Source organism: Paraburkholderia aspalathi (assembly GCF_900116445.1).
GTDB lineage: Bacteria > Pseudomonadota > Gammaproteobacteria > Burkholderiales > Burkholderiaceae > Paraburkholderia > Paraburkholderia aspalathi.
In genome coordinates, this window is record NZ_FPBH01000012.1 from 204,455 (window position 1) to 228,055 (window position 23,601).

At 62.8% G+C, this 23,601-nt stretch carries 18 protein-coding genes; 8 read left to right on the forward strand and 10 right to left on the reverse strand.

Annotation, left to right across the window (positions count from 1 at the left end):
* Positions 1-46 precede the first annotated feature (46 nt).
* On the forward strand, positions 47-2,428 hold the full coding sequence (locus BM438_RS19995) for an RICIN domain-containing protein (protein ID WP_093636553.1): 2,382 nt from the start codon (positions 47-49) through the stop codon (positions 2,426-2,428).
* Between the two features lie 25 nt (positions 2,429-2,453).
* Here BM438_RS19995 and BM438_RS20000 read toward each other — a convergent pair whose 3' ends face one another.
* Positions 2,454-3,539: a glycosyltransferase family 4 protein gene (locus BM438_RS20000; protein ID WP_093636556.1), complete on the reverse strand. Its 1,086-nt coding sequence runs from the start codon at positions 3,537-3,539 to the stop codon at positions 2,454-2,456.
* Positions 3,540-4,388: 849 nt separating this feature from the next.
* Between BM438_RS20000 and BM438_RS20005 the strand changes: the two genes are divergently transcribed.
* Positions 4,389-6,335 carry a hypothetical protein gene (locus BM438_RS20005; protein WP_093636559.1) on the forward strand — a complete coding sequence of 649 codons (1,947 nt, stop codon included), beginning with the start codon at positions 4,389-4,391 and terminating at the stop codon, positions 6,333-6,335.
* 114 nt (positions 6,336-6,449) lie between these two features.
* Here BM438_RS20005 and BM438_RS20010 read toward each other — a convergent pair whose 3' ends face one another.
* Positions 6,450-7,988: an amino acid permease gene (locus BM438_RS20010; protein ID WP_054035445.1), complete on the reverse strand. Its 1,539-nt coding sequence runs from the start codon at positions 7,986-7,988 to the stop codon at positions 6,450-6,452.
* 68 nt (positions 7,989-8,056) lie between these two features.
* Positions 8,057-8,833, reverse strand: coding sequence for an SDR family NAD(P)-dependent oxidoreductase (locus tag BM438_RS20015; RefSeq protein ID WP_093636562.1), 777 nt, complete (start codon positions 8,831-8,833; stop codon positions 8,057-8,059).
* Between the two features lie 268 nt (positions 8,834-9,101).
* On the opposite strand from BM438_RS20015, the gene BM438_RS20020 reads away from it, so the two are divergent.
* On the forward strand, positions 9,102-10,085 hold the full coding sequence (locus tag BM438_RS20020; RefSeq protein WP_093636565.1) for a helix-turn-helix domain-containing protein: 984 nt from the start codon (positions 9,102-9,104) through the stop codon (positions 10,083-10,085).
* A 1,077-nt stretch (positions 10,086-11,162) separates the two neighbouring features.
* Here the strand turns inward: BM438_RS20020 and BM438_RS20025 are convergent.
* The 4 genes from BM438_RS20025 to BM438_RS20040 form a co-directional block, all read right to left on the reverse strand.
* The gene (locus tag BM438_RS20025) at positions 11,163-12,647 is read right to left on the reverse strand and encodes an MFS transporter (protein WP_093636568.1); all 1,485 of its coding nucleotides are present in this window, start codon (positions 12,645-12,647) and stop codon (positions 11,163-11,165) included.
* A gap of 79 nt (positions 12,648-12,726) precedes the next feature.
* A complete protein-coding gene (locus tag BM438_RS20030; protein WP_093636571.1) occupies positions 12,727-13,974 on the reverse strand; it encodes a CaiB/BaiF CoA transferase family protein in 1,248 nt (415 codons plus the stop codon).
* Complete coding sequence (locus tag BM438_RS20035) at positions 13,971-14,948, reverse strand: hydroxymethylglutaryl-CoA lyase (RefSeq protein ID WP_093636575.1); 978 nt, start codon at positions 14,946-14,948, stop codon at positions 13,971-13,973. Before BM438_RS20035 ends, BM438_RS20030 begins: the two co-directional genes overlap by 4 nt.
* A gap of 176 nt (positions 14,949-15,124) precedes the next feature.
* Positions 15,125-16,027 (reverse strand): LysR family transcriptional regulator, encoded by a 903-nt coding sequence (locus BM438_RS20040; protein ID WP_093636578.1) that lies wholly within the window; start codon positions 16,025-16,027, stop codon positions 15,125-15,127.
* A gap of 180 nt (positions 16,028-16,207) precedes the next feature.
* Between BM438_RS20040 and BM438_RS20045 the strand changes: the two genes are divergently transcribed.
* Positions 16,208-16,855, forward strand: a complete 648-nt coding sequence (locus tag BM438_RS20045) for a LysE family translocator (RefSeq protein ID WP_093636581.1) — start codon at positions 16,208-16,210, stop codon at positions 16,853-16,855.
* A gap of 53 nt (positions 16,856-16,908) precedes the next feature.
* Here the strand turns inward: BM438_RS20045 and BM438_RS20050 are convergent, their stop codons facing one another.
* Complete coding sequence (locus tag BM438_RS20050) at positions 16,909-17,811, reverse strand: DMT family transporter (RefSeq protein ID WP_093636584.1); 903 nt, start codon at positions 17,809-17,811, stop codon at positions 16,909-16,911.
* A 63-nt stretch (positions 17,812-17,874) separates the two neighbouring features.
* Here BM438_RS20050 and BM438_RS20055 point away from each other — a divergent pair, with 63 nt between their 5' ends.
* Positions 17,875-18,792 carry a LysR substrate-binding domain-containing protein gene (locus BM438_RS20055; protein WP_093636586.1) on the forward strand — a complete coding sequence of 306 codons (918 nt, stop codon included), beginning with the start codon at positions 17,875-17,877 and terminating at the stop codon, positions 18,790-18,792.
* Between the two features lie 155 nt (positions 18,793-18,947).
* The gene (locus tag BM438_RS20060; protein ID WP_093636589.1) at positions 18,948-19,736 is read left to right on the forward strand and encodes a sulfite exporter TauE/SafE family protein; all 789 of its coding nucleotides are present in this window, start codon (positions 18,948-18,950) and stop codon (positions 19,734-19,736) included.
* A gap of 10 nt (positions 19,737-19,746) precedes the next feature.
* Here BM438_RS20060 and BM438_RS20065 read toward each other — a convergent pair whose 3' ends face one another.
* Both BM438_RS20065 and BM438_RS20070 read right to left on the reverse strand, forming a co-directional pair.
* Entirely contained in the window at positions 19,747-19,995 is a 249-nt protein-coding gene (locus BM438_RS20065; protein ID WP_093636592.1) for a hypothetical protein, read from the reverse strand.
* A gap of 234 nt (positions 19,996-20,229) precedes the next feature.
* Positions 20,230-20,583 carry a BON domain-containing protein gene (locus tag BM438_RS20070; protein WP_054043266.1) on the reverse strand — a complete coding sequence of 118 codons (354 nt, stop codon included), beginning with the start codon at positions 20,581-20,583 and terminating at the stop codon, positions 20,230-20,232.
* Between the two features lie 678 nt (positions 20,584-21,261).
* Here BM438_RS20070 and BM438_RS20080 point away from each other — a divergent pair.
* Both BM438_RS20080 and BM438_RS20085 read left to right on the forward strand, forming a co-directional pair.
* Positions 21,262-22,749: a TAXI family TRAP transporter solute-binding subunit gene (locus BM438_RS20080; protein ID WP_093636598.1), complete on the forward strand. Its 1,488-nt coding sequence runs from the start codon at positions 21,262-21,264 to the stop codon at positions 22,747-22,749.
* Between the two features lie 167 nt (positions 22,750-22,916).
* A complete protein-coding gene (locus tag BM438_RS20085; RefSeq protein ID WP_093636600.1) occupies positions 22,917-23,561 on the forward strand; it encodes a 2-hydroxychromene-2-carboxylate isomerase in 645 nt (214 codons plus the stop codon).
* Positions 23,562-23,601: the final 40 nt, after the last annotated feature.

Consider the following 23,601-nt stretch of genomic DNA (forward strand, 5'->3'; position numbering starts at 1 on the left):
CGCCGGTACAGTATGATCGAGTTCACCGTCAGGGCTCGAATCAGACATGCGATCATCGGCAGCCAGGCTCGTTCGCGATTCATCCATTGCTCTTCTAGCGCTACTTTTTTTCGCTCTCTTTCCGGGCGCGGCGCGCGCGGCCGATTGCGGCGCCGGCACGCTGGTGACAGTCGTCGCTCACCTCGACGACGATCTGCTCTTTGTCGACCCCGCCATCAGCGAACGGCTCGACGCCGGCTGGTGCATCACCACTGTCCATCTGATCGGCGGCGCCAACGGTGCGGATTTCGCTTACGTGCAGACCCGCGAGCGGGCCTCGCGGCTCGCGTACGCGCGCATGGCGGGGGTGCCTGACGAATGGATCGAAACGAATATTCCGATCGCCGGCAAGCTAGTGCATCAGATGGTGCTGAAGGCCAAGCCGCAAGTCCGTCTGCTCGAATTCCGCCTGCCCGGCGGCGCCGTGCGCGGCGGCCGCGAACCGCTCGGCCTGCTGTGGGAACAGCGCGCCACGCTTTCCACTTATCCGATGAACGCCGACGGTTCGGTGCGTGTGCAATACGATCGGGCCTCGCTGTCGGCCACACTGAGAGTGATACTCGCCGGGGCGTCGCAGATCTACACGCTCAATCCGGACACCGTACCGTTTCTCGAGCACCCCGATCACATCTACGCCGCGCGCATCACGCGCCACGTCGCCCAGACGCTGAACAAAAGCGTGCCGATCGAATACCACATCACCTATCCGACCGGCGACTGGCCGGGCAATGTGTCGGCGGCCGAAGTTCAGCGCAAGCGCGACATCGTCGCCAGCTATTTTTCTGTCGACGGTAGCGAGTTTTCGCACGTATTCGGCGAGTTCCAGTGGGACGGTAACTGGGTCGCGCGCCGCTATGCCTTCGCCGATCGCAGCGATCGCCACGTCGCGGATTTCCAGCCGCATCCCATTCAGCTATTCAATGCGGCGGCAACTCGCTGCCTGACCTCCGCAGGCAGCGGCCAGGCGCCGACACTCGCCGCATGCACGGGCTCGTCCACGCAACAATGGCGCTGGGATCCCGTGACGGTCTATCCCGGCAATGCGCGCAACGCCGCGCTCGTCAGCGTCGCGACTTCGCAATGCATCGCCGAACGCGACGGCTATCTGATCTCCGAGACCTGTGATCAATGGGACATGGCGCAGCGCTGGACGCCGTGGGACTTCGGCCTCGTTTATACGCCGCTGCGGCACTGCCTCGGCGAAAACGACGGCAAGCTCACCATGCGCGGCTGCACCCAGCTCACCACACGCTACCGGTGGGCGACCCAGCAGCGCACCCAGGCAACCGATTTGCGCCTCGCAACCGCAATGGTCGGCGACGTCGCCGGCACGGGCGAGCAAGCCGCGGTCTACGTGCAACGACAACACGACGGACCCGGCTTTAATGTGTATGCGGCGTCGCTCGTGAAAGCGTCGCCTCCTGCGCTCTGGTACGCCGGCCTCGTTGCTTTCGATCCCCGCGCCACCGCGCCCAGTTGCACGGATGACAAGCTGTGCTTCGATAGCGCGCGCTTCCTGCTCGGCGATTTCGACGGTGACGGCAAGACCGACTTGATGGTCATCACCGCGCGCCAGGGTGGCACCGCGTTCTGGTTGCTTCGCAGCACAGGCGAGCGCTTCGAGGCTCCACGTCTCTGGCTTCAGACGAGCCGTGAGTTCAGGCCCGCGTTGACGCAGCAATATGTGGCGGCGGACTTCGGCGGAATGGGACGTGCCGGCGTGCTGATCGCACAGAAACGCGCCGATAGCGGGCTTGACCTCTGGACGGCGTCTTCCACGGGCTCGACGGGCTCAGCGCCGACACTCATGGCGCAAGCAAAAACGCTGCGGCAAAACGCCAATCTTCTGCCAGTCCAAACTGCAGGTTCACGCACGTCGCTGGTCGCGGTGGATGGTGCGGACGGCCGGCTCGCGCTCACGCCAATTTCCAATGACGGCACACGCATGACCATCGGCGAACGCAAACTATTGCCGGCGAGTTTCCTGCCCGACTTCGTCAAAGTGACGGTCGGGGCCGTGCACGGCAAAGCGAGCAATACGCTGATTCTTTTGACACCGCATCTCGACGGAACGAACGAGGACGCGTTGATCGACGTTGCCACGCTCGACACAGCGGACGCGAGCGCCGTGCCGGTCCAGGCGGCGACGCTGCGTGGCATGTCGTGGTCGGATGTCTTTCCGGCTTTCGTGCGTGACAAGCGCAATGCCGCGCTCGTGCTCTATCGAAGAACGGACGCCACGCTCGGCGATTTCTATTTCACGGGCGGCGCACCAGCGCTGACGCGCTATCCGGTAGGCGATGGTTTCGCCTTGGGTGCAGCCCAGGATCTCGGTGAACTCCCGGGACTGTTCTCGGAGACGGTGCGAATCGACCGGTTGGCGCAGTAGCGCAAGCCGGTCGACCCGACGCGGTTCAGGTCGACACGCGCAGCGGCTGAACGAACTGGCGCGCGATCGTCATGTAGCGATCTGCCGTGTCGTGCAACGTGTATCCCGCCAGTTGCCGGTTCGCTCGCGGCATATCGAGCGCCTTGAGCAAGGCGCGGCCATAGGCCTCCGGATCGGCCGTGTCGACGAGACTAACGCCGGCAAATCCACTGGCAAAACCGAACGACGGAATCCGGCTCGCCACGACAGGAATGCCCGAGGCGAGCGCCTCCAGAAAGCCGATGCTCTGCGCTTCGAAACGCGAAGGCATGGCGAAGACACGTGAAGAGCGAAGAATCGCGGCGACATCCAGGCGCGGCCCGCATACCGTCACGCGGCTGTCGAGGCCAAGCTGATGAACCAGCGACACCACCGCCTCGTAATAGGGAATCTCCTCGATGACTCCGCACAGCAGCAGGCGCGCTTCAGGCTCGCTCTGCACGACGCGCTCGAACGCGCGGATCGTGTCCAGCTGACTCTTCCCTTCTATATAGCGGCCTAGCTGAACGATCTGCTTCGCAGGCACTGCGATATCCGGTACGGATGGGTTGCTGTCTTCGGCGAACAGCGACGCGTCCACGCCATTCGGGATCACGACCATCGCCGGATGCTTGCCGATTTCTCGCAGGTAGTCGTCGATATTTTGCTGCGACACGCCGATGATCGCTCTCGCCCGCCGTGACAGCAGGCGCTCCGCCTGCTTGAGCGCGCCGTTCTCGAAGTCATTGACGCCGGAGTGCATCACCCAGGCGATCGGCGTATGCACCGGCAGAAGACGCACATAGAGTGCGGCGAGCGTGGCATGCGCCACGATGAAGTCGGGACGGAACTGGCGCACCACGCGATACAGGTGCAGCAATTTGCCCACCCTGCCGTGACGGCTGGTCGGGAACAGACAGGTGACGCCTGCGGCTTCCAGCTCCGCACGAATGCCGACGAAATCGTCCTGCTGAGGAAGCAGTGACGTTATACAGACCTCATGGCCGCCGCGCTGATGTTGAATCGCGAGACCTTTTACAAGTACTTCTGCCCCGGAAAGTCGCGGGGCATGAACCAACTGAAGAATTCTCACGATTTATCTCTCTGGATAACCGCCTTTTTTGCGCAGCGGATGGACAAGCCGACCAGCAAGTACCGCCCCCAAAAACCGTCGACATCCATCATCGTTCATCTGGCGCGCCCCTTTCGCGGGACGCGGCCTCGTCTCCGTAAAACAGCGACAGTTCCGCCGCGAAGTCACTATCGCGAGGAAACGTTACACCGAAGGCCCAGCACTTTTCCGCCATCTGCAAGGCTCCTTCGGCTATGCAATGAGCGCTATCGCCCATTTCTCAGCGGTTTACCCCGATTCGTATAGTTAGGCATCCGTTGCAAATCTTTTCGACCCCATTTCTGTTTGGCGGACAAAGACTAATCTCCTCATACGTATTTTTTTGTGCGATCAATGCAATTAGTACTGCCTTATTGTTCATACGTAACGACTCGTTACTTCTTTTAAACATACTAATGAGTATTGTTGCAGTCGATTCTTCCCATCAGAGCCTTTCTTGCTTACAGGACAGTAAAAAGTTCATCGAATGGCGCGATGAACTCAAGCACTTCGATGTGGATTGCGCTGTTCCTCAAGACGTTCGTTGTATTCGTCACACCTTCCCCGGTCGTCCGATTCCGCCAAATCTGCCATGACGAGTGGCATGGATTCGTACGATAAGAATTTCTCTGCAGAGAAATGCGTTCGGGGCCGACAACCCGGGAAGGCATCACACCTTCGCGCGACCGAATGGTTGCGCATCCAGGACGGCCAGTGTCGATGCCTCGGTCATCGGCTGGCTTGCAATTGAACCCCGATGTTTGCTCTGTCTCCCTACGCGCCTTGCGCGAAGAGGCAAGCGAATATTCACAGAACGCATTGGTTAGATTGATGAAATCGCAACTACTCCTACTTTCGACACTTTCTCTCGCGCTAGCGGGCTGCGGTGGTGGCGGCGGCGGTAACGGCGCCAGCAACAACGCAACAAGCCAGCTCAACGGCAGCTCCGGCTCGTCCAACTCGACTGCGGCGGGCAACAGCAGCACCGGCGGCACCGCCACGGTGAACGGCGCGGGCACCACCGTCGCGACGCTCAGTTGTGCATCGCCGGCCGTCTCGGCGGGCTCCGGCAGCGCCACCATTTCCGCCGACACGCCGAGTGCTGACGGCACACGCATCTTCGCTTCCGGCACCACCTTCCAGCTCGCCTTCAGCACCAACGTGCCGAATGCCGACACGCTGAACTGGGCCGTCACGGACACCATCGGCCGAGTGGCGGCGAGCGGCAGCACCGCCGTCCCGAGCGGTTCGAAGACCATCACGCTCAACTGCACTTCGACACTCGCCGGCTATTTCGCCGCGACGGGCACGCTCGCGCAGAACGGCGGCCAACTGCCACAGGCCGGCACGCGTCCGGTCGGCATTGCGACCTTCGGTGTGCTGCCGAACCTGTCCCAGGTCGTGCCTGCGGTCACCTACGCGCATCAGGACCAGCACCGCTTCGGCATGCAGGGCGCGAACGACAACGGCCCTCTGCTGGCCGACCTCGGCATCTCGTCGACGATCGACGACCGCCAGCTTTCGACGATGGAGCCGAACGGCGCGAACACCTTCAACCCTTCCACGAACAATCTCGATCCGTTCTACAAGAGCGGCAACGTGATGCGCCTGATCCGTCTCGACGGCATCCCTGCCTGGGCGAGCAGCACCGGCGCGTTCCAGGACGACACGAGCGTGCCGACCAACCTTTCGTATTACCAGAACTACATGAGCCGCGTCGGCACGGAATCGAGCGCGATTCGCGCGGCGTACTTCCCGACCCAGTCGGCGAACTACTATCAGGTGACGTGGGAGCCCAACGAGTTCTGGACCGACACCGATGCCAATTTCATCGCGCTGTATCAGTCCGTCTATCAAGGCGTCCATTCCACCGATTCGAACGCGGTGGTGATGGGCCCGGCCGATGCGTTCCCGAGCCTGACCACGACGCGTCTGAAGCGCCTCGCGCCGCTCGGCTTCGGCCAATACATCGACGCGGTGGCAACGCATGGCTACTACGACGCGGGCACTTCGCCGTCGCATCCGCCGGAGCGCTACGACAGTGACCCGTCGACCGCCTCAGGTTCGCTGCGCGGCCAGATGCGTGCTCTGCGCGCTGAAATGGCCACCGACTACCGCACGGGCATGAAGCTGTTCTCCACGGAAGCCGGAATCAGCTACGACCTCGGCAGCTCGTACGGTCCGAACTATCCGAGCGCGAACGTGCTGTACGCGCAAGCGGCGGTCGCGGCGCGCATGCACATCATCACGCTGGGTGAAGGCGCGGATCAGACCTACGTGTTTTACGGTGCGGACTATCCGGGCGAAGTCGGCTACGGCACGTTCTTCGACCTGAGCGATGCGCAGGGTGCCTTCGGCGCGACGAACATCAGTCCGAAGCCAGTCGCGATGGCAATCAGCGCGATGACGCATACGCTCGATGGCACGCATACGCTTGGAGCGGTGAACGGCACGCCAACCGGGGTCTACGCGTACGCGTTCCAGCAGGTGGGGAATGGGGCGGTGATCACCGCTTTGTGGGCGCACAACAATAGCGTGTGGGATGCGAGTGTTGGGTTCAGCTCGAGCTATAGCGTGCCGTATAGCCTCACTGTGGATGCGCCGGGCACGAGCGGTACCGTGAAGGTGGTCGATATGATGGGGAATGCTTCGAGCGCGAGTTACAGTAATGGGACGTTGACGCTTAATCTGACTGAATCGCCGGTGTATGTGGTGTCTAACAACGCTTCGGTTGCGAAGTCGAATGCGACGGTGCCGGTGGGATACGTCGGTATCTAATTAGCAACCGCCTCATCATGCGGTAGACGTAAAAACGTCAGCCGGCTTCAGGGCCGGCTGACGTTATTTTTTTCAGACATGGATGGCGGCGCCTGGCCGCGCACTCGCAGTGCGTCAGCTTTCCCCCAGTCGCCCCTCGAGCCCGCTCAACTCCTGCTCGCGCTCCTTCGACACCTTGCCGATCGGCGGGCCCGCAAAGCTCTTGCGCACACCGGCGCCGTACCAGATCGCCAGCAGGATCGCGAGCAAACCAACAATGACGTACACCACTTTCTGATTAGGCGGCTGCATGCCGACATAGGCGAGCACGAGCGCGCCGAACACCGCCGCCACCGCGAACGGCTTCGACAGCATGCCCAACTGGAACGGCCCTTTTTCCTTCCACGTGCGCCCCTCGGCAAAAATGCCGGCTGCAATCGGCATCGCGTAGGAGATGAACAGAAACACCGCGCTCCCCGCGCTCAGCACCGTGAACGCGTCGCCGTACAACGTCACCACAATCGCCAGCACCGCCGAGGTCCAGATTGCAGCACCCGGCGTGCGGTGTGCCGCATTCACCTTGCGCAGCCACTTCGAGCCAGGCAAGCCGCCGTCGCGGGCAAACGCGAACATCATGCGCGAGGTCGACGTCACGGCTGCGAGACCGCATACGTAGTTGATGAAGAACATCAGCAACTCGATCAGGATGCGCAGCGGTCCCGGAATCGGCGCAAGAATCGCTTCGAAGAACCCGGTGCCCTGCTTCACCCCCGCAGTGATATCCGGCATCACCAGCACGAACGCGCACACCATCACATAGCCGAAGGTCGTCGACCAGAACACGGAGCCAACGATGCCGCGCGGCACATTGCGCGCCGCCTGATGCGTCTCCTCCGAGGTATGCGCAGAAGCATCGAAGCCCGTGATCGTATAAGCGGTCAGCAGCAAACCGGACAGAAACGCCATGGCAATGGTCTGCTTGGGCCATGCACCGCCATCGATACCCGTGAAGTTGGTGAACGTGTAGAGCCGCGACAGATCGATCTTGACCGGCGAATACACCAGCAGGGACACCACCAGCATGACCGTCACCACAAAGATCAGATAACCCGACAGGTCCGTGATCTTGCTGGTGATGCGAATGCCGCGATGATTCAGGAACGCTTGCGAGGCGGTGATCACCGTCAGAAAGAGCGTCTGCTGCCACCAGCCGAGCGAATCTGGACTCACACCGAACATTGGCGCGATCAGCGTGCGAAAGAACGGATCATAAGTACCGTAGTTGATCGCGGCGACCACGAACACGAGACCGAGCAGATTCAGCCACGCAGTGAGCCAGCCCCACATTTTGCCGCCGAGAATCGAACTCCAGTGATAAAGGCCGCCAGCCGTCGGATACGACGACGCGATCTGCGCCATCGCTGCCGCCACGACCAACGCGAACAGCGAGCCGAGCGGCCAGCCGAGTCCGATCGACGCCCCGCCCGCCGCCGACAAACCCATCTGGAACGACGTGATGCCGCCCGACAGAATGCAGATCAGCGAGAACGACACCGCGAAGTTCGAGAACGCCCCCATGCGCCGGGACAGTTCCTGCGCGTAGCCCATCTTGTGCAACAGCTTGACGTCGTTGTCGGCGGACTCCGCCGACGGCACGGCCGTGTTGATGTCCATGACGCGATCCTTTGAACAGGGTTATGACGAAGCGGCAAACTGGCGTGACCGCGCGACGAAGGACCGGCTCACGCAGCCGTAAAGCAGTTGTCGACGTACAGGTGTGCGCCGTTGACGAAACTGGCGTCGTCGCTGGCGAGAAAGAGCGCCGCGCGCGCGACTTCTTCCGGCGCGCACAGACGGCCCTGCTGCACCGACAGCGCCGCTTCGCTCGCATCGAATCCATACTTCGCCAGCGCGCTGATTTCGCGGCGCCCATGCGGGGTATCGATAAAACCGGGGCATACGGCGTTGCAGCGAATGCCACGGTCGCGATACTCGACGGCAATCGATCGGGCGAACATGGCGCATGCGCCTTTGGTCGTGCAGTACAGCACTTCGAGCGGCGTGGCCGCGACCGACGAAATCGACGCGGTGCACACGATCGAACCGCCGCCTGCCGCGAGCATGTGCGGCAGCACCGCGCGGGTCATCATGAACATGCTTTTCACGTTGACGTTCATGAGCCAGTCGTAATCTTCGTCGGTGGTATCGACGAACGGCTTCACGACGATGCTGCCGGCGTGGTTGAACAACACGTCGATGCGCCCGAAGCGCGCCATGATGTTCGCCACGGCGGCGTCCACGGCCGCGCGCTTCGATACATCGGCGGCGAACAGTTCGGCTGTGCCTCCCGCCGCGCGAATTCGCGTCACGACCTCCTCGCCCGCATCGGTATTGATATCGACCACGGCGACTTGCGCGCCTTCCTGCGCGAATAGCAGCGACGCCGCGCCGCCCGCACCGGTCGCGCCGCCTGACACGATTGCGATCTTGCCTTCCAGCCTGCCTGCCGCTCTGCTCATGCGTGACTCCCGTTCCAGTGTCCAGTGCGTTGTGTTGCATTGCGTTGTGCACAAAGTAGGGGCGGCAAAAAGCGGCGACTATCCAAAATTGGCAAAAAGTAAAAATCCCGTAAAAATCTGCCTTACTGACAAATGCATTACATGCGGTGATTCGAGCGCACCCGGATGAGCGCAGACGGCCTGAGCCCCGGGTGCGGCACGGACTTTTTTTCGCATACACTGGTCGGCACGAGGCTTTCGGGGAGCGCCAACAGAATCGGGAGAAGCTATGCAGCCGGCCAATCAGACAAGCAGCGCCGTCGAGATTCGCTATTGCCGGAACATCGACGAGCAGGCGATGTTGCTCGACGCGTGGAACCAAAGCTATTGCCAGATTTCGCGTGGCGCCTTCGACGGCTCGGTGAGTTCGTTCGCCGCGGGCGGCGTGCGGGTGTTGGTGGAGCGCCTGAACCGCACGGTCTATCAACGCGGCCAGGTGGCGCGGTCCAGGCTCGCCGTGGGCATTCCATTTCAACTCGAAGGGCATGCACTGCTGTGCGGGCAGACGAGTCATCGCGACGGTCTGCATGTGTTTTCCGGCGATGGCGGGTTCGAGTTTTTGTCGCCCGACACGCATCTGGTGGTGAATCTGGAGATCGAACCTGACGCGATTGGCGATCATTTGCTGCGCTCGCAGCTCGACGAGATTGCGCCGTTGCTGGGCGCGAGGCCTGGTGTGTTGAATGTCGATCCTGCGAGATTGCAAGGATTTCGCGAGGTGCTGAAGCCATTGCTTGACGCCGTGAGTGCGACGCCGACTCTGCTCGATGATGGCGGCGTGGCGGCCTCGTTCGAGAAGTCGGTGATATTTGGTCTTGCCGAGGCATTGCAGGGAATGCGGGATGCGGATCCACACGGGAATGTCGAAGCGCGTACCGCGCGGAACTGGCAGCTTGTGCGCAGCGTTCGTGAGCTGGTGGAAGAGTCGCCGGATTGCCCGCTGTCTGTCGCCGAGCTATGTGCGCGGTTTCGCGCGAGTCGGCGCACTTTGCAGTATGCGTTTGAGGATACGGTTGGAGTGAATCCTTCAGCGTATATACGAGCGGTTCGGCTTGATCATGTGCGGCGGGAACTGAGAGCCGCTGGGTCTGTTACTGAAGTCGCCACGCGGTGGGGGTTTTGGCATTTTGGGAATTTCTCCAATGAGTATCGGGGGCAGTTTGGGGAGTTGCCATCGGAGACTTGGCGGCGCAGTAGGGCGCGCGCGGGTTGAAGGGTGGGTTGTTGCCTGCGGCGCTTGTTGGCCGTGTTCTTAGGGTTTTGGGCTTTTCTTGTTCTGGGTTTGGTGCCTTTCCTTGCATTGTTAGTGGTCTATTAGTGTTGCCCCTGTGCGGGGCGGCACTTACTTTCTTTGCCGCCGCAAAGAAAGATAAGCAAAGAAAGCGGCTAGAAGCCCCTGCTAAGCGGGTCCCGCAGCCCACGCAGGGTAGTGGTGCATCTGGAATCTGTGTTCGTGCCCGTGCATAAGCTTGTGACAAGGGCGTCATACTTCCGGCGGCGCTGCGCGCGCCGAAGAGCCGTTCATAAAACCATCCGCTACGTTTTGACTCCCACCCCTCGCCACCGGATCGCGGCTCGACCTTGCACCGCGCAGCCGCGACCGTGATAGCGGGGCACGGACATATCATTTGAAGTTAGGGTTCCCAGGTGAGTGCAGAGCGCCTCGCCGAGGCGGAGCCAACGGCCCCCACAAACCAAAACCGAAGCAGGAGGTTTCCCATGCAGACCCGTCCGCGACGCACGCAGTGCGGAGTGGGAGCTGATGACTCCTTTGTCACTAACGCGGAGTGTGCGAGAACACGGATTCCAGTCGCACCACTACCCCAGGCAAACCACGGTGCCCGCTTAGCAGGGGCTTCTAGCCGCTTTCTTTTGCCTACTTTTCTTTGCGGCGGCAAAGAAAAGTAGGTGCCCCCCGCACAGGGGGAACGCTAATAAACCACTAACAATTCAAGGAAGGGCCAAAGCCCTACGAACACTGACAATAAGCGCCCCGCAGGCAAAAAACCCCAAATCCTCTCCCATAAAAACAAAATTCAGCGCACACTATCCAACTAGCTCCCTCGCGGAGCGATAAAAGCCTACTGGGGAGCCCATCATGGCAAAAGGTCAAATGCGCAGTAACCGCGAAGTAAAGAAACCGAAACAGGCCAAGAAACCCACACCGGCCACGACGCCATCGGGCGCACCTCCGATCCGCGTAGCGCCAACCGTTTCGGCAACGCCAAAGAAACACTAAAGAAGCACGAACCAGGCAGCAAGCCCGCCCCGCCAGGCGGGCCTCCCAGCTTTACCTCGAAATATCCTCCAACGCGACATCCCGCGTCTTCGGCCCAAGCGTCCCGATCGCCAACATGACGATCATCATCGCCCCCGAAATAAACACAAACACCCCATTCACGCCAAAACGGTTCAGGCATCCCGCAATCACAAACGCGGAAAACATCGCCGAAATCCGGCTCCACGAATAAACAAACCCCACCGCCCTCGCGCGAATACTGGTCGGAAACAGCTCGGCCTGATATGCGTGATAGCTATAAGAAATAATGTTGCCAGCCAGCACCAGGCACACGCCCAAACTCACGAGCAATACCGTCTCCCGCGCCTGGCTGAACAGCAACCCACACACCACGTTCACCGCCGCCATGCAGATAATCACCGTCTTACGCTCGAAGCGGTCGGCAATCAGCATCCCCAGCAACGGTCCAAGCGGCGCCGCAATCGCGATGATGCTCGCGTACATCAAACTCGTCGTGACGGTAATGCCCTGCTTGATCAGCAACGTCGGAATCCAGTTCGCGAAGCCGTAATAACCCATCGTCTGGAACACGTGGAAAATGATCAACATCAGCGTGCGCTTGCGATACGGCGGCACCAGCAGATCGCGAAACGTCGCACGCGCGCGAACCGGTTCTGGCAACGCCGGCTCCGGCAAAGGCCGTCCATATTCTCGTTCCACGCGCGCTTCGAGTCGCTTCATCACGGCGTCGGCTTCATCGATGCGGCCCTTCTGCGCGAGCCACCGTGGGCTCTCCGGCAAACGCAGACGGATCCACCACACCACGATCGCACCCACTACGCCGGTCAGCACGACCAGACGCCAGCCGTCGAGGCCGAAGTAGCGGTGCGGCACCAGCAAATACGATAGAAACGCGACGATCGGCACCGCGCAAAAACCGACTGCCTGCGAAAAGGCTGACGCACGGCCCCGCACATGTTTCGGCACGAGCTCGGAAATGTACGTACCGATCGTCACGATCTCCACGCCGATGCCAATCCCTGCGATGAAGCGCCAGAGGTTGAGTCCGAGCGCCGTGTCCTGGAACGCCATGATGATGTTGGCCGCGGTGTACCACAGCAGCGACCATGTGAAGATCGCGCGCCGCCCGAAGCGGTCAGCGAGAAAACCGCATGCGGCCGTGCCGATGAACAGGCCCGCGAATAACGCCGCGATGAAGCTCGCCACACCGCTGGTACCGAACAGACCGTGCGTCGTCGCAGTGAGAATGCCGCTGCGCACGAGGCCCGGCGCGATATAGCCGGAGAACATCAGGTCGTAGAGTTCGAAGAAGAGTCCAAGGCTCAGCAGCATCACCAGTTGCCAGATCGAACGCGTCGCGGGCAAACGGTCGAGTCGCGCCGAAATGCGCGCGCCATTCAGCGCGATCTCTTCAGCACGGCCGCTGGCCGACGCACCGGCGCCTGAGGGCAAACCACCCAGCGCGCCGGCATCGCCGACCGCTGTCGCATACACCGCATGATTCGACGATTTCATCGTCCGTCTCCATGATTTCCGGTCTGACGCCGGATGAGATTGATTGACTACGTTTGACACATCGTGCGCAGCGCTACCCTCACGCAGCTTCTCGCGGCGTCTGCGCTACGCCGCCACCCAACGCCGTGATCTGTGCTTCGTCGTAGCCCAAACCGCGCAGCACGTCGGCGGTGTGCTCACCGATCTTGGCGATCGGCGAGCGCGGTTGCAGACGCGCGCCATCCATCGAAATCGGCAGCAATGGCATCGCGGTTTCGCTTCCGTCATCGAGTGTCAATCGCGCGAGGCCGCCGCTCTCGTTCAGATGCGGATCGTCGAACAGGTCCTCGGGTTTCGTGATCGACGCGAAGGGAATATGGTCACGCTCGAACAGCGGCACGAGGGCCGCGCCTTCGAAGCGACTCAAAGTTTCACTGAGCGTCTGCAGCAACCACTCGCGCGCCAGCACGCGGTCGTTGTTGGTCGCGAGGCGCGGATCAGCCAGCAGGTCGGCGCGACCGAGAATCGCGCACAGCGCGCGCCACTGGCCGTCGCCGGTCGCGGCGATAAACATCTGCTCGTCGTTGGCAAGCCGGAACACGTCGTAGACGGCCCAGGCGCTGATGCGTTCGGGCATCGGCGCAGCGGGCACACCGGTCGCCGCGAACTGCTGCATGTGTTGCGCGGAAAGCAGCACGCAGTTTTCGAACAACGCGCTCTGCACTTCCTTGCCGCGTCCGCTCGTATGCCGTTCGTGCAGCGCGGCAAGCACGCCGATTGCGCCGAACATGCCACCCATGATGTCGTTGACCGAACTGCCCGCACGCAACGGACGGCCTACCGGTCCCGTCATGTAGGCAAGGCCGGCCATCATCTGCACGACTTCGTCGAGAGCGAGACGGTGCTCGTATGGCCCGTTAAGGAAGCCTTTGTGCGAGACGTAGATCAGCCTGGGATTGCGCTCACGTAGCGACGCGTAATCGAGAGCCAGGCTCGCCATGCGGCCCGGCTTGAAGTTCTCGACGAATACATCCGCGGTATCGACCAGCTTGTGCAGCGCGGCCAGCCCCGCTTCGCTATCGAGATCGAGCGCGACACTCTTCTTGTTGCGATTGAAAGTACGGAAAAATCCCGCGCCGGTACCGAGCAAACGGCGCGTACCGTCGCCGCGCGGCGGCTCGACCTTGATGACTTCGGCGCCGAGGTCGCCAAGAATCATTCCGCAGGTTGGCCCCATCACCATGTGCGACAACTCGATCACGCGGATGCCTGCAAGCGGCAACGCGCCCTGTTGCCCTGCTGAAGACGTAGGTGCAGAAGAAGCAGACGTAGAAGAAATTGAAGTCATTGCAGCACCCGTGATCCGGAAGATTCAAAACGTTGAGCAGCTGCACTGAACTGCTTCGGCAAACCGGCGCGCGCCAGATAGCCGTACAGCGGTTCGCCGGGGAGCGCGTCGGCGAGAATGTCGCGCGACGCGATAAGTCGGGTGAGGTCGATGCCGGTGTCGTAACCCATGCTGTCGAGCATGAACACGAGGTCCTCTGTGTTCACGTTGCCGGTCGCGCCGGGCGCATGCGGACAGCCGCCAAGGCCTGCCAGCGACGCGTCGAATTCGCGGATACCGTGCTGCAGCGCAATCAGCGTATTCGCGAGGCCAAGGCCGCGCGTGTCGTGGAAATGCAGCGAGCGCAGCTTGCTGCCCGCGACCTCTCGCACCAGCTCGATGATTTCGCCGACCTGGCGCGGCGTCGCTTCGCCGGTGGTGTCGCCGAGCGCGATAACGTCGGCGCCCGCCTGCACCGCAGCGCGCGCAATCGCGGCGATATCGGCGTAAGGCACCGCGCCTTGCAACGTACAGCCGAACACCGTCGACAATCCCGCGATCAGTTCGACGCGTCGCGCGTTCGCACTGGCCGCGCTATCGATCAGCTCGCGCATCGCGGCAAATGACTCGATCATCTCGACAGGCGTCTTGCGGACATTGGCAAGGCTATGCGCCGTACTCACCGAAATCGGCGCGACGATCCGATGCACGCCCGAATCGAGCGCACGTTGCGCGCCCTTCAGGTTCGGCACCAATGCCGTCACGATCAGATCGTCGTAGGTGAGCGCGTGGGCGATCACTTCGTCGGCGTCGGCCATTTGCGGCAATAGCTTCGCCGGCACAAACGACGCGACTTCCATATGCCGCACGCCGGCGGCATAGGCGGCGTCGATCCAGCGCCGCTTGAACTGGGTGGGCATTGTGCGTGCAATGCTTTGCAGGCCGTCGCGCATGCCGACTTCGGTCACGACGACGCGCTCCTGGGTGTCACTCATGGTCTTGAATCCCGGTCTTGAATCTTGCATGGAATGTGGGAAATGAAGCCGCTGAGTGACAGCGTGCCCGCGCGCGGCCGTGCGGCAAAGTCTGCGTTGACGACGCACTCCATCGCCGCTCGCGATGGCTGCAGTGGCATGCGGGGCGGGCGTGCGCCGTCGCAAAGGGGAAACCCTTAAGGGCTTTTCAGAGGATGCAGCAGATGGTCGAGTAAATGCGCCGCCGTCAGCGTCAGCGCCTTGCGGTCGCGCATGCAGATCACAAACCGCCGCTCCGCCCAAGCTTCGCGCAAAGGCACGGCGACGATGCCGTATTCGTCAGCCGCATGTTTGGGCAGCGCCTCGCTCGGCAGGATCGCGACGGCAAGACCTGCCTGGATAAAACGATAGGCGGCGTCGAAGGTCGACACATAGGTTCGATAGTTGAGCTCGCCGCCTTTTTCCACGGCGATGCGTTGCATCAGCGCATTCACCGATGCGTTCGATGCGAGCCCGAGATGATCGAACGCCAGGGTCTGCTCGAAGCCAACCGCGGATTCACCGGCCAGCGGATGATCACGCGGCACGATCAGCGCGAGATGATCGGAGCGATACGGCAGCACATCGAGACTGCCCATCGGCAGCACATCGCGGCAGATGCCGAGATCGGCCACGCCCTCTTCCAGGCCGCGCACGATCTCGGCGCTGACGCGCTCTTCGACATCGACACGAACCTGCGGATTGGCCTTCAGAAACACGGACAGCGCCTCGGGCAGAAACTCGACCATCGACGAGACATTCGCCAGCACCCGAACATGACCGCGCGCGCCGGCCGCATATTCGCTGAGTTCGGCCTGCAAGCGTTCGTGGCCGCGCATGATGAGCCGTGCGTGCCTGAGCAGCGCCTCACCGGCGGCAGTCGCGCGCACGCCGCGCTGACTGCGCGAGAGCAGCGCGACGTCGACCAGCGCTTCGAGATCGGCGAGCCGCTTGCTGACCGCGGACGGCGCGATGAACTCGCGTTCGGCCGCCCGCGCGATCGTGCCTTCCTCGCAGACGGCGATGAACAAGCGCAACGTCACCTGATCGATTTGCCACATGAACGGGCGCGCCCTGGATGTTTGAAGTGGGAAAATTATGCCCGAGGAAGGCGGCGGCCAAGTCCATCCCAGGGTATCCACGGCCTGCACGCTGGTTGGCGATCGTCGAGCGCGCCCCGGGTTGTGGCCGTTAATCGTGTGGCAAACTGCGCAATCAGAACAACTGACAAAGGCTATCCCATGTCCACCGCCAGTCTCTTCGTCACCTCCGCGGGCGTCGGCCTCGCGATTGCCGCACCGGTCGGCCCGATGGGCATGTTGTGCATCCGCCGCACGCTGACGGGTGGTCCGCGCGCGGGGCTCGCAATCGGCTTCGGCATTGCGACCGGCGATGCAGTCTATGGCCTGATCGCGGCGCTCGGCCTGGTCGGCATTTCGCAGTTCATGCTCGCCTACGACCGGCCCTTGCATCTGGTCGCCGGTCTGTTTCTGCTTTATCTCGGCGTGCGTACGCTGCTGCAAAAAGCGCCCGCCGACGCGGCAAACGGCAACAGCGACGGCAACGGCAAGCTCGCCCAGGTAGGCCGCGCCGGCGCACTGCGCGCGTATGCAAGTTCATTGCTGCTCACGCTGACCAATCCGCAAACCGTCATTATGTTTGCCGCGCTGTTCACGACGCTCGCTCCGCGTGGCGCGTTTTCATCGAGCATCGCGTTGACCACCGTAGGCGGCGTATTTTGCGGTTCGATCGCGTGGTGGTGTTTTCTCGTGACCGTGGTGTCGCTCGCGCGTCATGCGATCGGCAGCAAGCTGCGCGTCGCGATCGACCGGATCGTCGGGATCACGCTGGCGGCGTTCGGTATCGTCGAGATTCGCCGCGCGCTCTGAGTAAGGTTAGCGGGGCTGCGCAACGGCGCTCAACGAACGATGCGCCTTCTGACTCACGAGCGGCCCCGCAGCGCCACGAACACCACACCGGCAATCGCCATCAATCCGCCGCAGAGCGTCGCAAGACCTGGACGCTCGCCGGTCAGCACGGCGGACAATGCCGTCGCCACCGCGGGCGTCAGATACAGGAAATTGGCCGCGCGCGCCGCGCCGAAGTAGCCCAGCGCGAATGTCCACGTTGCATAACCCAGCGCCGCTGGAAATACGCCGAGCACCAGCACCGCCTGCACCGTGCCGTGCGGCGCACTGCCCAGCGAACTCAACGCGCCCGGCAGCCACGGCGCCAGCAACACCGCTCCTGCCAGCAACGTGTAGGCGGTGCACGTCAATGCCCCGTAGACCGGAATCAGGCGCCGTTGCAGCACGAAGTAGCTCGCCGAACACAGCGCCGCGCCGAGAATCAGCGTGCTGCCCGCGCCGAGCGTCAGGCCGCCGGGCTGCCCTCGCGCAATCACCGCGATGCCGGCGAGACTGACTAACGAACCGAGCCATCCCCACCGATTGAATCGCTCGCCGAGAAACACGGCTGCCAGCAGCGCCGTGAAAATCGGCAGCGTATTGACGATGAAACTCGCCGCCCCTGCCGCCACCGTTTTCTCGCCGGTGTTGAGCAGCGCGTTGTAAAGCGCGATGCCGAGAAAACCGCACAGCACAAAACGCAGACCGTCGCGCCATGTCGGCAAGGGTGGACGCCGATAGGCAAGCCATGCGATCACCAGCAGCGCCGCAGTGGCGAAGCGCGCCGCCGCCAAGGGCAACGGCGCCAGACCCTGCAAGCCGATACGAATGAATGGAAAGGCGGACGCCCAGGACACGATAGTGCAGGCGACCGCGCCTGCGGCCAGCAGCGGCTGCCGCGCGGAACGGGGCGATGGGGACGAAGTGAGTGTGTTCATGCGCAGATGGTGCCGCGCCGTGAGCTGCTAAGCTAGCGCACAAATACACATCGTGATGTGAATATGGCTCACACCTCCTCACCGACCTCATCGGCGCGGCCGCCGCTTGCGAGCCTCGAAACCGTTTGCGCCGTCGCCCGCGAAGGCTCGTTCCTCGCCGCTGCCGAGGTCGCCGGATTGACGCACGGCGCAATCAGCCGGCGGGTGGCCGCGGTGGAAAACTGGCTCGGCATGACCTTGTTCGAACGCCATGCGCGCGGCGTGCGGCTGACGCCGGACGGGCAGCGCTTCGTGGGGCGTATCGAGCAGGCGTTTGGCATCATCGACAGCGCGGCGGATCAGTGGCGCTCGCCGCGCAGCCCGCAACTGGTCAAGCTGAGCGTAGTGCCCGCGTTCGCCAAACTGTGGTTCTTCGAGCGCCAGGCGGCATTCGAGAGCGCTGCCCCGGCGCTACGCATCCAGCTCGATATCGACCATCGCAACGCCGACATTGCCGGCGGCGAAGCAGATCTGGCGATTCGCTACGGGCGCGGCAGTTGGCGTCAGCTCGAGGTCAAGCCTTTCCTGCCGGAGACGCTTTATCCGGTCGCGCATCCCGAACTCGCCGCACGCCTCGCGAAGCAGCGGCACAAACATGGCGACGCCGCGCTGCTCGATGTGCCGCTGCTGCACGACTCGGATGTGACCGGCTGGCGCGCATGGTTCGGCGCGCTAGGTATTCCGCTGAAGCCGCGCGCGCAGGACCGGCGCTTCGAAGACTACACACTGGTTCTGGCCGCCGCCGAAGCGGGACTCGGCGTGGCGCTGGCACGCGTGCCGTTGGCCGACGCGTATCTGCAGAAGAGTGGCCTCGTGCGCGTGAGCCGCCACGAAGTCGCCTCGCCGCTGACTTATTACTTCGTGCATGCGAAGGGCGAGAGCCGGCCCGAAGTGCTGGCGCTAATCGATCGTATGCAGGGGGCGCAGCAGGGCGTGTCATAGCACTTTGTACGCAAGCGCGGCAGTTTTGCGACAATAGCGGCTTTCGCCGCGCCGTCGCGGGCCTGTCGCCGGGATGCGCCCGCGCTCAAAGGCAAGTGCGCGCCGGCCTTGCCGTCTAACCTGTTCAACCCACCCGACCGTCAGCGGTCTGCTCAATGGCTCTTCCCCACATCGATCTGCTGTACTCCGTCTCCGGCCTGTTCGTCGGCTTTCTGGTCGGGCTGACGGGTGTCGGCGGCGGCTCGCTGATGACGCCGATCCTGGTCCTGCTGTTCAACGTGCATCCGGCTACCGCGGTCGGCACCGATCTGCTGTACGCGGCCGCCACCAAGGCGACCGGCACGCTGGTGCACGGCCTGAAAGGCACCGTCGATTGGCAGATCACCCTGCGCCTCGCGGCGGGCAGCGTACCGGCGGCGACCATCACCTTGATCCTGCTGCATCGGTACGGGATGGACACACCGGGCGCGAGCCGGCTGATCCAGATCGTGCTCGGCGCCGCCCTGCTGGTCACGGCCGTGGCGCTGATCTTCCGCCCGCAACTCGCGGCGCTCGGCGCGCGCCGTCAGCGTGCGCCCAGGCAAGGCCGTACGCTCGCGCTCACCATGCTGACCGGCGCGGTGCTGGGTGTGCTGGTGTCGCTGACGTCGGTGGGTGCGGGCGCGATCGGCGTGACGGTGTTGCTGCTGCTGTATCCGTTGCTGCCGACCACACGCATCGTCGGCTCCGATATCGCGCACGCGGTGCCGCTCACGCTGCTGGCGGGCGCCGGTCATTGGCTGCTGGGTTCGGTCGACTGGTCGATGCTGCTGTCGCTGCTGGTGGGATCGTTGCCGGGCATCGCGATCGGCAGTTATCTGTCGTCGCGTGCACCGGACGCGCTACTGCGCAACGTGCTCGCCGCCACGCTCACGCTGGTCGGCGTGCGCCTCGTGCTGTCGTAAAGCAGCCGCGCTATTTGAAAAACCGGCAGGTCAGATCGGTCTCGAACTGCCTGACCCATTGGCCGTGATGGTCGTGATATGACTGCGCCCAGCCGCCGCGCCGAACCGTGACAAGGCGCTCGTGTGCGGCATCGCCCGGGTCCGGGCAGGCGCTGATGTCGAAATGCGCCGGCGCAAAACCATGCCGCGCGCATACCAGTTCGAAAGCCGCCCGATCGCTGATCGGCAGATCGGTATAACGCAATTGCGTGGTTTCCATGGCGTTGACTCCGGTTCCACTTGCATCACAGTACGCTTCGCGCCGCGTCGATAGTGTGTCACAGCGCACAAACGGGCTGTTGCGGCGCCGACGTTCAGTCCGGTACTGGCCGATTCATCATCACCGCTTCAAAAATCACCGCCAGGAAAAATAAAGCGAAAAAAAAGCTCCGGGTATTCGCCGGAGCTCTCGCTTATGCAGGCCGCTTAGCGCGGCCTGCTCATTGCAAGCGTCTTACTGCTGCACAACGGTCAGCTTGTTCGACACCGACGTCACACCGGCAACGCCCTTGGCCGCTTCACCGGCAGCGTCGATCTGGCCTTGGTCAGGCACCGAACCCGTCAGCGTCACTGCACCGCCACGAGCACGCACGGCGATGTTCGAGACGTCGATGCCTTGCGCCTTGGCGAGCGCGCTGCGCACCTTGCGACCCAACTGGCTATTGGCCTTCTTGCCGGCCTTGGCACTTGCAGCCGGCGCTGCGGTCGTGCCCGTAGCCGTTGCATCGCTTGCCTGAGCGTACACATTGCACGCCACCACCATTGCCACAACCGAGCCCAGCGTTTTCAGAAAACCGACCGATTTCATAGTTTCTATTCTCCTTAGCTACACATTGGACCGCATGTACAAGCGGCTTCGTTACGACTACCGGCGGCCATGCTTAAGACGCGTCAACGCGCGGCTCAGCGACGGCCGACTATGGCTGCGACACGGTGTGCGAGAGGCGAGAGAGGCCGGCCACCGTTAGTCGCATGCGATGCGCTACGGGAGCCGGCAAGCCGCGAGGTCCGCCAGCGCGCCCGGTTCTTGTCTGTCGTGCCGGGTCACGCTGTGCAAACATCTGTTCGCGGCAGCGAACCACAATTTAATCTAGCCGCGCCAGAAGCGCAAAGGGTTTAGTCATACGTTGCGGTGCGTTCCGGTTGTCACAGGGGGCATCGGGCGTGTTTCGTTCATGCGTTGTTCATATTCTGGTTCGGGCGTGCCTGGCCGGCCGGTCAATGTGTCGTTCATGGGACGTTCATATGCCGGTCATGCGCCGTTCACGAATTGTTACGGGTTTGACGGCGCCCGCGCCGGCTGGACGCTGCGCCGCCGCGCTAATCTCAGGTACCATCGGCGCGTCGCGCTGCCGCGCGGCTTGTGCGGTTTTTTGTATGTCCCGCACGGCAGCCAGGCCGGCATGGCGCGAATGCTTCGCCCGGTTCGCGCGCCGCGGAACGCCGCCATCCTGTTCACTTTCGACCGTAGCCGTCACGTCACCCGATGAAGCCAGCCACCGGCCGCAAACGCCCTCCCCGTCTCGTCGCCCGTTTTGTGGCGATCTCCTGGCGCGATCTGGCGGTCTCGTTCGGACCGCTCGTGCTGATTGCCATCGCGGCGATCTGGGTCGCCGTGCGCCTGATCCAGCCCGCGCCGCCCAGCACGCTGACGATCAGCGCCGGCCCCGAAGGCAGCACCTTCTGGAATGCGGCCCAGAAATACAAGGAGATCCTGGCGCGCAACCGTATCACCCTGAACGTCTTGCCCTCGGAAGGCTCGCTGCAGAATCTCAAACGGCTCTCCGACCCGAAGTCGAACGTCGACGTCGGCTTCGTGCAGGACGGGGTCGCGCCCGGCGCAGCGAACGAGGGCTTGATGTCGCTCGGCAGCGTGGCCTATGTGCCGCTGGCGATCTTCTATCACGGCCCGACGATCTCGCGGCTCTCCGAATTCAAAGGCTTGCGCCTCGCGGTCGGCGCCGAAGGCAGCGGCACGCGCGAACTGGCGCTCGCCCTCCTCAAGGCCAACGGCATCGTGCCGGGCGGTCCGACCAAACTGCTGCCGCTCTCGGGCGACGACGCCGCCCAGGCACTCGTCGCCGGCAAAATCGACGCGGCGTTTCTGGCCGGCGATTCGGCGCAACCGGCAGTGATGGGCAAGCTCTATCGCACGCCAAACGTGCAGTTCTACGACTTCACCCAGGCCGATGCCTACACCCGCCGTTTTCCGTATCTGACGCAGCTCCAGATGCCGATGGGCGCGTTCGACCTCGGCAAGAATCTGCCGTCCACGCCGATTCATATGGTGGCGCCGACCGCCGAACTGGTGGCGCGCGATTCGCTGCATCCCGCGCTCTCCGATCTGCTGATCGAAGCGGCCCGCGAGGTCCACGGCAAGGCAAACATCATGCAGCGCGCCGGCGAATTCCCCGCGCCGCTCGCCCACGATTTCCCGATCAGCGACGACGCCGCCCGCTACTACAAGTCAGGCAAGAGCTTCCTCTACCGGATCTTGCCGTTCTGGCTGGCAAGTCTCGCGGACCGGTTGCTGGTGGTCGTAGTGCCGCTGATCGTGCTGCTGATTCCGGCGCTGCGCGTCGTGCCCTCCCTGTACACGTGGCGGGTGAAATCGCGCATTTACCGCTGGTATGGCGCGCTGATCGCGATCGAACGCAGTGCGCTCAGCGAGTACTCGGCCGAAGAACGCGCCACGCTGATCGAGCGGCTCGATGCGATCGAAGAATCGGTGAACGGGCTAAAAATGCCGCTCGCCTATGCGGATCAGTTCTACGTGCTGCGCGAGCATATCGGCTTCGTGCGCGAGCGGCTCACGCATAGCCGCGAGGCTCAGCGCGACGCGGCGGAAGACTCGGACGACGAGCCGCAGCCACCTGCTTCGGCGCACGCATCAGAAGCCGATGCCGCAACGGAATCACCTGAAGCGCGGGGAGCCGACGAGGCCGACGAGCCTTCGGCCGGCCGCCACGCCTAGAGACCCGTACCGACTCACGGGGTCGAGTTTGGCGGTCGCCGTGTCGGCCATCCCCGGTCCAAATCCATATTGACGGGTGCAAGCGGCGGCTGCACCGCGTAAGATCATTACAATTCCGACGGTCCAGCAGACGACACCGTTCGGAAAGGGCAATCCGGGAGACACTTATGACCGTAGGCATCGACGCCAGGCAACCGCAGTGGTTTTACGATTTTGTCTCGCCGTTCACCTACCTGTTGCTCGAGCAACACGACAAGTGGCCGGGTTTCGACTTCGCGTTCACGCCGGTCGTGCTGAACGAGCTGTATCGCCACTGGGGCCAGCGGCCCGCTTATAGCGTGCCCGCCAAACGCACCTTCCTGTACCGCCACGCGCTGTTTCGCGCGGACCAGCTCGGCATTCCGTTCAAGATGCCGCCGGCCCATCCGTTCGACTCGATGAAGCCGCTCCTGCTCGCCACCGCGGCGAAGGGCGACATCAGCTTCGTACGCGAGATCTTCCGTTTTATCTGGCGGGAAGGCCGCGATCCGTCGAGCAACGGCGCATTCGCTGAACTGTGCGAGCGTGTCGGCATGCCGGACGGCCCGGAACTGATCAAGGACGAAGAAGTGAAGGCGCAGTTGCAGCGCAACACTACGGATGCAATCGGTCTGGGCGTCTACGGCGTGCCGACCTTCCGTCTGAACGATCAATTGTTCTGGGGCGAAGACGCGTTGCCCATGGTGCTGTATTGCGCACGCACGCCGAACTGGCTCGACTCGAAGGAAGTGAAGCGGATCAGTTCGCTGCCTTCCGGCCTTGCCGACGATTAAAGCGAAAGCAAGACGTAATATTCGTGCAAACAGGCGCGCC

Coding starts and splice junctions, on each gene's coding strand:
- BM438_RS20020 (WP_093636565.1), top strand. CDS start 9,102: ATGCAGCCGGCCAATCAGACAAGCAGCGCCGTCGAGATTCGCTATTGC.
- BM438_RS19995 (WP_093636553.1), top strand. CDS start 47: ATGCGATCATCGGCAGCCAGGCTCGTTCGCGATTCATCCATTGCTCTT.
- BM438_RS20045 (WP_093636581.1), top strand. CDS start 16,208: ATGTCCACCGCCAGTCTCTTCGTCACCTCCGCGGGCGTCGGCCTCGCG.
- BM438_RS20060 (WP_093636589.1), top strand. CDS start 18,948: ATGGCTCTTCCCCACATCGATCTGCTGTACTCCGTCTCCGGCCTGTTC.
- BM438_RS20080 (WP_093636598.1), top strand. CDS start 21,262: ATGAAGCCAGCCACCGGCCGCAAACGCCCTCCCCGTCTCGTCGCCCGT.
- BM438_RS20005 (WP_093636559.1), top strand. CDS start 4,389: ATGAAATCGCAACTACTCCTACTTTCGACACTTTCTCTCGCGCTAGCG.
- BM438_RS20010 (WP_054035445.1), bottom strand. CDS start 7,988: ATGGACATCAACACGGCCGTGCCGTCGGCGGAGTCCGCCGACAACGAC.
- BM438_RS20050 (WP_093636584.1), bottom strand. CDS start 17,811: ATGAACACACTCACTTCGTCCCCATCGCCCCGTTCCGCGCGGCAGCCG.
- BM438_RS20015 (WP_093636562.1), bottom strand. CDS start 8,833: ATGAGCAGAGCGGCAGGCAGGCTGGAAGGCAAGATCGCAATCGTGTCA.
- BM438_RS20055 (WP_093636586.1), top strand. CDS start 17,875: ATGGCTCACACCTCCTCACCGACCTCATCGGCGCGGCCGCCGCTTGCG.
- BM438_RS20025 (WP_093636568.1), bottom strand. CDS start 12,647: ATGAAATCGTCGAATCATGCGGTGTATGCGACAGCGGTCGGCGATGCC.
- BM438_RS20085 (WP_093636600.1), top strand. CDS start 22,917: ATGACCGTAGGCATCGACGCCAGGCAACCGCAGTGGTTTTACGATTTT.
- BM438_RS20040 (WP_093636578.1), bottom strand. CDS start 16,027: ATGTGGCAAATCGATCAGGTGACGTTGCGCTTGTTCATCGCCGTCTGC.
- BM438_RS20065 (WP_093636592.1), bottom strand. CDS start 19,995: ATGGAAACCACGCAATTGCGTTATACCGATCTGCCGATCAGCGATCGG.
- BM438_RS20035 (WP_093636575.1), bottom strand. CDS start 14,948: ATGAGTGACACCCAGGAGCGCGTCGTCGTGACCGAAGTCGGCATGCGC.
- BM438_RS20030 (WP_093636571.1), bottom strand. CDS start 13,974: ATGACTTCAATTTCTTCTACGTCTGCTTCTTCTGCACCTACGTCTTCA.
- BM438_RS20070 (WP_054043266.1), bottom strand. CDS start 20,583: ATGAAATCGGTCGGTTTTCTGAAAACGCTGGGCTCGGTTGTGGCAATG.